The organism is Streptomyces sp. NPDC006283 (assembly GCF_040613325.1).
Lineage (GTDB): Bacteria > Actinomycetota > Actinomycetes > Streptomycetales > Streptomycetaceae > Streptomyces.
On record NZ_JBEXRZ010000251.1, the window covers coordinates 1 to 10,252 of the forward strand.

Here is a 10,252-nt window from a genome sequence, read left to right on the forward strand (position 1 = left end):
TCGACCGGCCACACGGTCACCGCGACCCCGACCGTGTGCGCGGGGTGCAGCCGGATCCGTCACGGGTGCACCGGCCGTTTGTGTGTCGGTTCGGACACGGTGTGGCCGGAATCAAGCGGAACTGCAGGCCCCATCGAGCGCGGTGGTGCTCATTTGGTTACCCTGGGGTGAATGGACAGCCACCAAGGGATCCACGAAACCCCTTCGGCCGTCCTGGGACAGGTCTGCAACCAGGCCGCGGTCCCGCCAAGAGTGACGGCGCCACCGCGACCGAACTGCCCCTGTCCCAGTTACGCGACACAGAGGAGTGCGCGGTGACATCAGATGTGAAGCAAGACCAGCGACCGTCGGAGCGCGGCGGTGAACGGGCCGGCAAGGCCGAAGAAATCCGAAACCTCGAGGTCTGGGCCCGCTCGGCCCCGATCCGGCTCGCCGGATACGAGGACGACCTCGCCGAACCGCACATCCTGCCGGGCATCGACTGACCAGCGCTTCGACCGTGTGCCCCCTGTCCGGCCGACAGGGGGCACACGCACGGCAGCGGCCGTGAAGTATCAGGACAGCCGGGTCGGCGCCAGGAATTCACGGACGTGGGTGCGGTCCCACCACGCCCCGGTGTCCCGCCGTTCGCGCCGGGTCGTGAACCGGTAACGGTAGAGCCGGACCCGCACATGGGCGGGCGGCGCGTCCGGGAACGGATTGCGGCGCAGCAGCCGCAGCGTGGCCCGGTCGCCTTCGAGTAAGCGCTCCACGAACGGCAGGAACCAGGGATGCGCGTAGGCGGGGGAGAGCGCGGCGAACCACATCATCCAGTCGAGCCGCAGATGGTACGGGGCGAACTGGCGCGGGATGCGGCGAACGTCGCCCGGCTTGCCCTTGAACTCGTACTCCCGCCAGACCGTGCCGTCGTGCAGCGTCGTCTCGTCCGTTCCCTCGACCACCAGTTCGTGGCGGATCCGGCTCACCGTGCCGAAGGCCCCGTAGGAGTTGACGAGGTGCAGTGAGTCGTAGGACCGGTTCATCGCCTGCCGCCGGGAGAGCAGGTTGCGCGTCGGGCGGTAGCTGAGGGCGAGCACCAGCGCCGTCACGGCGATCACGACGATCCCGTACCAGAGCGGGGCGGCGGGCAGCGGGTGAGCGCCCGTGACGAGCGAGCTGTCGACGGCGGACAGGGCGAGCACGATGGTCAGCCAGTTCAGCCATGAGAAGTTGCCCGACAGGACCAGCCACAGCTGCGTCACGACGATCAGCGCCGCGGCCGCGCTCGCCACCGGCTGAGGCGTGAACAGCAGGACGGGGACGCCGAGTTGGACCACGTGGTTGGCGGCCGCCTCCACGCGGTGCGCGGGCCGGGGCAGATTCTGGAAGAACCAGCTCAGCGGGCCGGGCATCGGCTGGGTCTCGTGATGGAAGTAGAGACAGGTCAGATTACGCCAGCACGTGTCGCCGCGGATCTTGATCAGGCCGGCCCCGAACTCGACCCGGAACAGCAGCCAGCGCAGCAGCCACAGCACCAGCACGGGCGGCTGGGTGCGCTCGTTGCCGAGGAAGACGGCGAGGAAGCCGGTTTCGAGCAGCAGGGTCTCCCAGCCGAAGCCGTACCAGGTCTGGCCGACATTGACGATCGAGAGGTACAGCAGCCACAGCGCCGCCCACCACGCCATCGTGAGGCCGAGCGGCAGACGGTCCGCCGCCCCGGCCACCAGCGCCGCCGACAGGAGGCAGCCGGTCCATGCGACCAGGGCGAAGAAGCGGTCCGAGTAGTGCAGCCGGAACACCGTGGGCGAGTGCCTGGCCGGGACCCGGCCCACATACTCGGGCACCGGCAGCATGCCGCGCTCGCCGATCAGCGCCTTGAACTGCAGCGCCGCGGAAAGGAACGCGACGAGGTACACGGCCGCCAGAGCCCGCTGGAAGACCAGCCGGCTCAGCCAGTAAGAGTCGTCGCCGAACCATTCCATCCCTTTCAGTATCGGCCCGCTGCGATCCGCCGCAGGGTGCGCCCGAGCCGTCGCGCGTACCAGCGCTGGGCGATGGGCACGAGCGGCCCGCCGAGCCGGGTGTACCAGGCCGCGGGCCGGCTGAAGGCCGTCACGGTGAACCACACGGAGCCGTCGTCGTGCAGGTCCACGACGAACGACTCCTCCCCGGCTTCCGGGTGGCCGGTGAGGGTGCCGTACGCGAAGCCGGTGCGTTCCCTTTCGTAGGCCGTCCAGATCACCTCGCACGGCGCGGCGAGCCGGAGTGGCCCGATACCCGCGGAGACCTCGACCCGCACGCCCGGCTCGGCGCGCGCCGCGGTTGCCCGCATGCCGGCTCCGGACGCACGGTGCATGCCCCAGGTGGTGACAGCGGTGCCCGCCGCCTCGAACGCGGCCCGGCCCTTGCCGATCCGGGCCGTGTGGTGGAGGTGGTGGTAACCGGCGGGGAGCGGGCCGAGCCGGGTCGCGCCGACCTCGGTGTAGCTGAGACTGCGGGCGGTGATCCTGCGTGCGGCGCTCATACGGCACTCTCCTTCATGTCCTTGATCCTTCGCCACGCCAGCAGCGAGCAGAGCGCGAAGCCGAGGGCGTTGCCGAGGCCGTGGGTCGCGGCCATCCAGGTCAGATTCGGGTGGGGCACGTCCGCGGCCTCCCCGACCGCCCAGCTCAGGGCCAGCAGCATCGTCGCCACGAGGACGGCGGCCGAGACCGCCAGCAGGGCGCGGGTGAACCGGTCCCGTTGGGTGCTGCGGACGTCGCGCCAGGTCAGGAGCCCCACGGCCCACATGCCGGCGGTCAGTACCAGTGCTCCGGCCAGCTCGGCCCAGTCGTCGACGAAATAGCCGCCGAGGACGGTCAGGGTGCCGAGCGGCACGCTGAGGGCGGCGAACCTTGCCAGGGCCGATGTCCGGACCGCGCCGCAGACCAGCCCGGCGACCAGAGCGGCGGTGAAGCCGGCGAAGTGGAAGTGGGGCACGGTCAGCGCCAGGATCGGCAGCGTGAAGCCGAACAGCTCGTGTCCGGCCCGCTCGGCCACCAGTGCGAGGCCCGCGACCGACGGCGTCACCAGCGCGGTCAGCACCGCGACCTCGACCGGTGCGAACGAGCGGGTGCGGGCCAGGCGCCGCGGCGCCTGGGCGGCCAGCAGCACCGTGCCCGACGCGTAGACGGCGGCCAGCGTGACCGCGACGGGCCCCCGGGGCAGCCAGAGCGCGACCGCGCCCGGTGCGGCGAACAGCGGCCACATCCGCCGAACGGGCGCGAGCCGGACGGGGTCCACGAGACGAAGCCCCGCGGGTACGACGACCAGCATGCCGAGCATGACGATCACGTTGACCAGTGGGAACATGCCGGACCCCCCTCGGATTGAACGTGTTCAAACTCCTTGCTCCGGAGCCTATGCCCTGAACTGAACGCGTTCAAGTCGCGGGCCGTCTGGCGATCCGTCAGAAATGGAGCGACATCTCGAGTTGCGGAGACGGGAGATATTGGTGCGCTCATCGATGCGTGGTCTGTGCGCGGCGGTCGCCGTGTTGTGTGCAGGGTCGCTGGTCGCCGGCTGTGGCGGCGACAGTGAGGGCGAGGGGAAGACGGAGCTCGTCCTCCAGCCGCTCGCGGCCGAGGGGCCCGACCCCTATACGGCATCGACCGTCACGGCTGGTGCCCCGCCCGCGCTCCCGCCCGTGCAGAGTGCACCCAAGAGCCCGTCCGGCGGGGGAGTGACACTCCGTACCCTGTCCGGCGCGACGCCCGGTCTGTACGCGGGCGCGCAGCAGGTCGCCGCCTGCGACAGGGAGCGGCAGGCCGGACTGCTGGCCGCGGACAAGAACAAGGCGCGCGCCTTCGCCGAAGGGGCCGAGGCCGAGTCCACGCATCTCGGCGCCTTCCTTCGGACCCTGACGCCGGCCCTGCTGCGTGCGGACACCCGCGTCACGAGCCACGGGCTGCGCGACGGTTCGGCCGAGCCCTACCAGGCGGTGCTCCAGGCGGGCACGGCCGTACTGGTCGACCAGTACGGCGCCCCGCGCGTGCGGTGCGCCTCCGGGGCCCCGCTGAAGCCGCCGGTCGCGGCCAAGGCCGAGGTGGTCAACAAGGGCGAACCCTGGCCGGGGTACCGGGCGGACCGGACCATCGTCATCAAGCCCTCCGTGCAGGTGGTCAACAATCTCCTGCTCGTGAGCGTCGTCGACAACGGATGGATCGAGCGCCCCAGCGGTACCGAGGGCGAGGACGACGCCCGGCCCGCGGTGCTCCCGCCCGTGGACCCCGACGAGGTCTTCACGGACCTCAGCCGTACCGACCCGGGGGCGCCCGCGGGAGCCGAACCCGCGGCTCCTTCCCGTCAGCCTTCGAAGGCCGCGCCGCAGCCCGATCTGCCCGCCGCCCCGCGGTCCAACCAGCCCGCCGCCCCGCAGCCCGACCTGCCGGCGGCCCCCCAGCCGGACCTGCCGGACGTCCCGCAGCCGGACCTGCCCGATCAACTCGACCAGCCCGGCGGGCCGGATCTGTCGGACGTGTCCCAGCCCGATCTGCCGGACCTTCCGGAGTCCGACGTGCCGGCTCCTCGGCCCGACCTGCCGGACGATCTGCCGGAGGGGTCGGTCGACCAGGTGGAACCCCTGCCGGGCGGCCCCGGATCGTCCACGGACAGGGGGAGCGCGTCCACCAGTCCGAAGCCGGTCGCGCCCTCCCGATCGGCCCCGGCCAAGGCCGCGGTGCCGAAGGCCGTGACGAGCTGAGCGGCCTCGCACGACCGCTCGATGAATGCGGCAAATCATGACAGAGTGGCCCCATGGTTGATCGGGCAGCGGGTGCCCTGTCGCTCCCCGACGACTGGCCGGCGCACGCGGACGTGAGCCTCACCCTCAACCGCATGGGTACGTTCGACTGGGACCTCACCAGCGGGCTGATGCACATGGACGGGGCCGGCCTCGACGTCTTCGATGTGCGCCCCGACGAGTACAACGGCCACCCGGCGAGCCTGAGCGCCCGTGTGCCGGCGGACGAGGCCGTCCGGCTCGACACCATGGTGACCCAGGCCCTGAAGAACGGCAGCGACCACTACGGCGCCTACTTCCGCATCCGGTGCCGCGACGGAACCCTGCGCTGGACGCACACTCAGGCATGCGTACGACGCGACGAGACGGGCCGGCCGGTGCGCATCATCGGGATCGTCCGGGACGCCACCCAGGAACTCGCCGACTCCACCGCCCGCGTCGAACTCGACGACGAACGCCGCCGGCAGACCAGCGTCGTGCAGAGCACCACGGCCGCCCTCGCCCATGCCAGGACGGTGCGGGAGGTCATCGACGTGCTCAAGAACTCCCACGGCCTGGAACACCTCGGCGCCACCAGCCTCGTCATGGGGCTGCTCGAGTCCGGGCGCATCCATCTCGTGGCCGACGGGCCCGAAGGGTCCTTCGTACCGGGCACCCGGTACACGAGGGTCGACGAGCAGTACCCCATGAGCGAGGTGGTGCGCACACTCACCCCCCGTTACATCGAGTCGAAGGCCGACTTCGCACGGTCCTACCCGACCCTCTGGCCGCACATCCGCGGCCTCGGCATCACCGCCGCCGCCTATCTGCCCCTGATAGCGCAGGCCCGCCCCATCGGGGCGCTCGGGCTGCTCTACCAGGACAAGGCCGCCTTCAGCTCGGAAGAGCGCAACCTCCTGGTGGCCCTCGGCAGCAGCATCGCCCAGAGCCTCCAGCGCGCCGTGCTCTACGAGCAGGAGCACGATCTGGCCCAAGGGCTGCAGCAGGCCATGCTGCCGCGCCGCATCCCCGAAGTGCCCGGCGCCCAGATCGCGGTGCGCTACCGCTCCGCGCGGCTCGGCCGGGACATCGGCGGCGACTGGTACGACGTCATCGCGCTGCCCGGCGGCCGGGTCGGCGCGGTCATCGGCGACGTCCAGGGCCACGACACCCACGCGGCCGCCGTCATGGGGCAGCTGCGCATCGTGCTGCGGGCGTACGCCGCAGAAGGCCACACACCGGCCACCGTCATGGCCCGGGCCTCCGTCTTCCTGCACGAACTCGACACCGACCGGTTCGCGACCTGCACCTACGCGGAAGCCGACCTGACGACCGGCGTCGTGCAGGTGGTCCGGGCCGGTCACGTCGACCCGCTGATCAGAGAGCTCAACGGCAGCTGCCGCAGGCTTGCGCTCCAGGGAGGTCTGCCGCTCGGGCTCTCGGCCGAGTTCGGCCGGCTCGAGTACCCCGTCTCCACCGTCGAGCTCGACCCCGGCCAGACGCTGCTGCTCTACACCGACGGCCTTGTCGAGGAGCCGGGCGCCGACCTCGACGACGGGATGCAGCTGCTTGCCGAGCTCGTGCACAACGGTCCGCGGGACCTGCAACTGCTCGCCGACCGGCTCTGCGAGGAGGTCGACGAACGCGGCGGCGACGACGACGTCGCGCTCCTGCTGCTGCGCCGCAAGGGCGCCTACACCGCCCACCCCGGCGGCCGCCTCCAGCAGCATGTCGCGCAGGGCGACCCCGAGGCGCTCCGCTCGGCCCGCCACATGGTCCGGGCAGCCGTACGGGCGTGGGGCGTGAGCGAGCGAGCGGACGAGATCGAGCTCGTGGCCGACGAGATGATCACCAACGCGCTGATGCACACGGACGGCGGCGCGCTCGTCACGGTCCGGGTGCTCTCCGGCACGCGCCGGCGGCTCCGGGTCGACGTCGAGGACCGCTCCAGCGCGCTGCCGCGACGGCGTGACGCCGGGGCGTCGGGAGTCTCCGGGCGGGGGCTGGTCCTCATCGACCGGCTGTCGGACAACTGGGGTGTGGAGTCACGCGGCAGCGGCAAATGCGTGTGGTGCGAGTTCCTCATGCCGGGCATCCCGGCACTCTGATGCCTCGCCTCCGCCTCGCCCCTGCGGCGGTCACCTCAGGACCTGCCGTCCGCGGCGGACACCTCAGGACCTGCCGTCCGCGGCGGCGTCGGCCGCAACGCGTCCCAGAGTGCGGCCGGTACGGGCGGAGCGGGCGCGGCGGGGCTCGGGCGCGTCGTGCGCCGCGGCGTGGCGGTCGTTCTTCTTCACGAGAAGCCAGGCTTCGCGTCTGCCGTCCGGGCCGCCCCGTGTGCGGGTCAGCGCATAACCGCCGTGGAGTTTGCCGCCGTCCAGCCAGAAGGAGGCGTGGCCCGCTTCGAGGGCCTCGGCGAAGGGGATCTTGTTGCCGTTCCGGTCGGTGGCCAGGCTGCGGTACGTCCCCTCGTCCCAGATGATGACGGCGCCCGCGCCGTACTCGCCGGGCGCGATGACACCCTCGTAGTCCGCGTACTCCAGGGGATGGTCCTCGGTCGGCATGGCCAGGCGTTTGGCGTGGGGGTCGGCGGACGGCCCTTTGGGGACGGCCCAGCTCTTGAGGACTCCGTCCACCTCGAGCCGGAAGTCGAAGTGCATGGTGCTCGCGTCGTGGATCTGCACCACGAACGACAGTGCGTTCCCCGGCCGGGAAGTGCCGTCTCCCGAAGGTTCCGTGGTTCTGCCGAAGTCGCGCCTGCGGCGGTACTCGGCCAGACCGCCGCGGCCGGACGCCTCGCGAGCGGGCATGGCGGCCTCCCTCGGTGCCCGTCCAAGTCGCCCGCCGGGTACCCACTTCTTCCGTTCCCCACTCATCGGCGCGCGACCAGCCCATCGGTGCGGCAGGGTGGAGGCATGCCCGAACTGCCCGAGGTCGAAGCGCTGCGGGAGTTCCTCCACACCCACCTGGTGGGCCGGGGGATCGCACGTGTGCAGCCGGTGGCCATCAGTGTGCTCAAGACCTACGATCCGCCGCTCACCGCCCTCGACGGTACTTTCGTCACCGCCGTGGACCGGCACGGAAAGTGGCTGGACATCACCGCGGGCGGCCTCCACCTCGTGATCCACCTCGCCCGCGCCGGCTGGCTCCAGTGGAAGGACGAGATCCCGGCCGCGCCGCCCCGTCCGGGCAAGGGACCACTGGCCCTGCGGACGGTGCTGGCCGAGGGTGACGGCTTCGACCTCACGGAGGCCGGCACCACCAAGCGGCTCGCCGTCCACCTCGTCCGCGACCCCGCCGATGTACCCGGTGTGGCCCAGCTCGGGCCCGACCCGCTCGCCGACGACTTCGACCGCGCCGCCTTCGCGGCCGTGCTCGCGGGAGAGCGGCGTCAGATCAAGGGCGCGCTGCGCGATCAGAGCCTCGTCGCAGGCATCGGCAACGCCTACAGCGACGAGATCCTGCACGCGGCGAAGATGTCGCCCTTCAAGCCCGTGCAGAATATCGACGAGGCGGAGACCGACACCCTGTACGAGGCGTTGCGGACGACGCTCGGCGACGCCGTGGAGCGCTCGAGGGGTCTGGCGGCCGGCCGGCTCAAGTCGGAGAAGAAGAGCGGTCTGCGAGTCCACGGCCGAACCGGCCAACCGTGCCCGGTCTGCGGTGACACCGTCCGCGAAGTGGCGTTCAGCGATTCTTCACTGCAGTACTGCCCCACCTGCCAGACCGGCGGCAAGCCGCTCGCCGACCGCAGACTCTCCCGTCTGCTGAAGTAACGCCCCTGCGGGGCGCGGATGTTCAGCCGCCGATCGACAGCAGCCGCTCGCCGCTGTCGGAGCGGACCTCCCATCGGCCGATCTCCGCGGTGTGCAGACCGGTGCTCGCCTCAAGATCCAGCGGCCCTTCCCGGCCGGGCTCCTTCTGGACACCGAAACCGCCCTCCGGCACCCACCAGCTGAGCACCGGATGCTCCACGCCGTCCTTGCCGATCGCAATCAGCCGGCAGGTGCGCGGCCCGGCCAGCCCGGTGAGCCGCATGGCGACCGCCGTGCCCCAGTCGCGGTCCTCCAACGCCACCGAAGCGGTGACACCGGAGACGGGATCGGATGCGACGACCCGCGGCGGCGCGGGCTCCTGTACGCCCCGGGCAGCCACCAGCGCGGTGGGCAACGCGACGATCAGCGCGGCGGCCACGGCCACCAGCCGCAGCCGGCGCCTGCGGTCCCGCCGTCGCTGGTCCGCGACAGCGGCGGTCAGGCGTTCGAGCAGCTTCGGGCCGGGGCGGGCATCGAGACGGACGGGGCCGGCGAGCTCGGACAGCGCGGTCGCCAGGCCGGTGAAATCGGAGAGACCCACGGCGCACGGCACACAGCCGGCGAGATGCTCCTCGAACCTGAAGGCGTCGGCGGGTTCCAGGATGCCCAGCGCATAGGCGGCCACATCCTGATGCGGCTGCTGCCGGCTCATGGGCGGTCCTCGTTTCCTCAGGTGTTACGGGCGGTCACCCTGGAATACGCAGCAGGAAGGCGCTCTGCTCAACCCGTCGGCGACCCGAGCGCAATCGCAAAGCCGGCCGCCCGCACGAGGGCGGGTCGCACCGCCGTGAGAGGCCCTAAACTCCGCTGCATGCTGCGCGTACTGGCTGTCGACGACGAGAAACCGGCACTCGAAGAACTGCTCTACCTCCTGCGTGCCGACTCACGGATCCGCAGCGCCGAGGGAGCCACGGACGCCACGGAGGCGCTGCGCCGTATCGGCCGCGCCCTGGAGGCAGGGCCGGACAGTCAGGACGCCATCGACGTCGTCTTCCTCGACATCCACATGGCAGGGCTCACGGGGCTCGATGTGGCGAGACTCCTCGCCGGCTTCGCCAGGCCGCCGCTGATCGTCTTCGTCACGGCGCACGAGGGCTTCGCGGTGCAGGCGTTCGACCTCAAGGCCGTCGACTACGTGCTCAAGCCCGTACGCAGGGAGCGGCTCGCGGAAGCCGTGCGCAGGGTGAGCGACCTCGTCGTCCCCGCGCGCGAACCACAGCGCGCCGACACCCCGGCGCACGTGCCCGGCGCCCCGCCTTCGGCCGCTGCCGGAGGGGGAGCGGAGCAGATCCCCGTGGAACTGGGCGGCGTCACGCGCTTCGTGCCGGTGGACGACATCGCCTATGTCGAGGCGCAGGGCGACTACGCACGGCTCCACACGGCCGAGGGGAGCCACCTGGTGCGCATACCGCTGTCCACTTTGGAGGAGCGCTGGGCCTCACGGGGGTTCGTGAGGATCCACCGCAGTCATCTGGTGGCGCTGGGGCGCATCGACGAACTCCGGCTGGACGCGGGCGCGACGACCGTGCGGGTGGGCGACGCGGAACTCGCCGTCAGCCGGCGCCACGCTCGTCAGCTGCGCGATCTGCTGATGAACCACGCCAGGGGCTGACCGACCGTTCGGCGGGCGCGAACGACCGCTCGTCGCCCGGCCGGGGCCGCACGGCGACGCGGCCGTGCCGCTGGGCGAGGCGGCGGC

At 71.6% G+C, this 10,252-nt stretch carries 10 protein-coding genes; 5 read left to right on the plus strand and 5 right to left on the minus strand.

Features of this window, described 5'->3' with window-relative positions; genetic code table 11:
- Positions 1-314: 314 nt before the first annotated feature.
- Positions 315-485, plus strand: coding sequence for a hypothetical protein (locus ABZ070_RS32245; protein ID WP_356639071.1), 171 nt, complete (start codon positions 315-317; stop codon positions 483-485).
- A 69-nt stretch (positions 486-554) separates the two neighbouring features.
- On the opposite strand, the gene ABZ070_RS32250 is transcribed toward ABZ070_RS32245, so the two are convergent.
- Genes ABZ070_RS32250 through ABZ070_RS32260 form a run of 3 tightly spaced genes read right to left on the minus strand, consistent with a single transcriptional unit; the run spans position 555 to position 3,330 of the window.
- Positions 555-1,961 (minus strand): lipase maturation factor family protein, encoded by a 1,407-nt coding sequence (locus tag ABZ070_RS32250; protein WP_356639073.1) that lies wholly within the window; start codon positions 1,959-1,961, stop codon positions 555-557.
- A 5-nt stretch (positions 1,962-1,966) separates the two neighbouring features.
- Positions 1,967-2,503, minus strand: coding sequence for a DUF1990 domain-containing protein (locus tag ABZ070_RS32255; protein ID WP_356639075.1), 537 nt, complete (start codon positions 2,501-2,503; stop codon positions 1,967-1,969).
- The gene (locus tag ABZ070_RS32260; protein WP_356639077.1) at positions 2,500-3,330 is read right to left on the minus strand and encodes a YndJ family protein; all 831 of its coding nucleotides are present in this window, start codon (positions 3,328-3,330) and stop codon (positions 2,500-2,502) included. The genes ABZ070_RS32255 and ABZ070_RS32260 overlap by 4 nt, the downstream gene beginning before the upstream one ends.
- Positions 3,331-3,472: 142 nt before the next feature.
- Here ABZ070_RS32260 and ABZ070_RS32265 point away from each other — a divergent pair, with 142 nt between their 5' ends.
- Together ABZ070_RS32265 and ABZ070_RS32270 are read left to right on the plus strand one after the other, a co-directional pair.
- Positions 3,473-4,720 carry a DUF6777 domain-containing protein gene (locus tag ABZ070_RS32265; protein WP_356639079.1) on the plus strand — a complete coding sequence of 416 codons (1,248 nt, stop codon included), beginning with the start codon at positions 3,473-3,475 and terminating at the stop codon, positions 4,718-4,720.
- A gap of 53 nt (positions 4,721-4,773) precedes the next feature.
- The gene (locus ABZ070_RS32270; protein WP_356639081.1) at positions 4,774-6,846 is read left to right on the plus strand and encodes a SpoIIE family protein phosphatase; all 2,073 of its coding nucleotides are present in this window, start codon (positions 4,774-4,776) and stop codon (positions 6,844-6,846) included.
- 63 nt (positions 6,847-6,909) lie between these two features.
- Here the strand turns inward: ABZ070_RS32270 and ABZ070_RS32275 are convergent, their stop codons facing one another.
- A complete protein-coding gene (locus tag ABZ070_RS32275; RefSeq protein ID WP_356639083.1) occupies positions 6,910-7,548 on the minus strand; it encodes a DNA polymerase ligase N-terminal domain-containing protein in 639 nt (212 codons plus the stop codon).
- Between the two features lie 105 nt (positions 7,549-7,653).
- Between ABZ070_RS32275 and ABZ070_RS32280 the strand changes: the two genes are divergently transcribed.
- Positions 7,654-8,514 (plus strand): DNA-formamidopyrimidine glycosylase family protein, encoded by an 861-nt coding sequence (locus ABZ070_RS32280; RefSeq protein ID WP_356639085.1) that lies wholly within the window; start codon positions 7,654-7,656, stop codon positions 8,512-8,514.
- Between the two features lie 22 nt (positions 8,515-8,536).
- Here ABZ070_RS32280 and ABZ070_RS32285 read toward each other — a convergent pair whose 3' ends face one another.
- Positions 8,537-9,205, minus strand: coding sequence for a zf-HC2 domain-containing protein (locus ABZ070_RS32285; RefSeq protein ID WP_356639087.1), 669 nt, complete (start codon positions 9,203-9,205; stop codon positions 8,537-8,539).
- 159 nt (positions 9,206-9,364) lie between these two features.
- Between ABZ070_RS32285 and ABZ070_RS32290 the strand changes: the two genes are divergently transcribed.
- Positions 9,365-10,165: a LytTR family DNA-binding domain-containing protein gene (locus ABZ070_RS32290; protein WP_356639089.1), complete on the plus strand. Its 801-nt coding sequence runs from the start codon at positions 9,365-9,367 to the stop codon at positions 10,163-10,165.
- The last annotated feature ends 87 nt before the right edge of the window (positions 10,166-10,252 follow it).

Excerpts from the sequence above, each read along its gene's own strand:
- ABZ070_RS32250 (WP_356639073.1), bottom strand. The coding sequence starts at position 1,961 with ATGGAATGGTTCGGCGACGACTCTTACTGGCTGAGCCGGCTGGTCTTC.
- ABZ070_RS32255 (WP_356639075.1), bottom strand. The coding sequence starts at position 2,503 with ATGAGCGCCGCACGCAGGATCACCGCCCGCAGTCTCAGCTACACCGAG.
- ABZ070_RS32260 (WP_356639077.1), bottom strand. The coding sequence starts at position 3,330 with ATGTTCCCACTGGTCAACGTGATCGTCATGCTCGGCATGCTGGTCGTC.
- ABZ070_RS32270 (WP_356639081.1), top strand. The coding sequence starts at position 4,774 with ATGGTTGATCGGGCAGCGGGTGCCCTGTCGCTCCCCGACGACTGGCCG.
- ABZ070_RS32275 (WP_356639083.1), bottom strand. The coding sequence starts at position 7,548 with ATGCCCGCTCGCGAGGCGTCCGGCCGCGGCGGTCTGGCCGAGTACCGC.
- ABZ070_RS32280 (WP_356639085.1), top strand. The coding sequence starts at position 7,654 with ATGCCCGAACTGCCCGAGGTCGAAGCGCTGCGGGAGTTCCTCCACACC.
- ABZ070_RS32285 (WP_356639087.1), bottom strand. The coding sequence starts at position 9,205 with ATGAGCCGGCAGCAGCCGCATCAGGATGTGGCCGCCTATGCGCTGGGC.
- ABZ070_RS32290 (WP_356639089.1), top strand. The coding sequence starts at position 9,365 with ATGCTGCGCGTACTGGCTGTCGACGACGAGAAACCGGCACTCGAAGAA.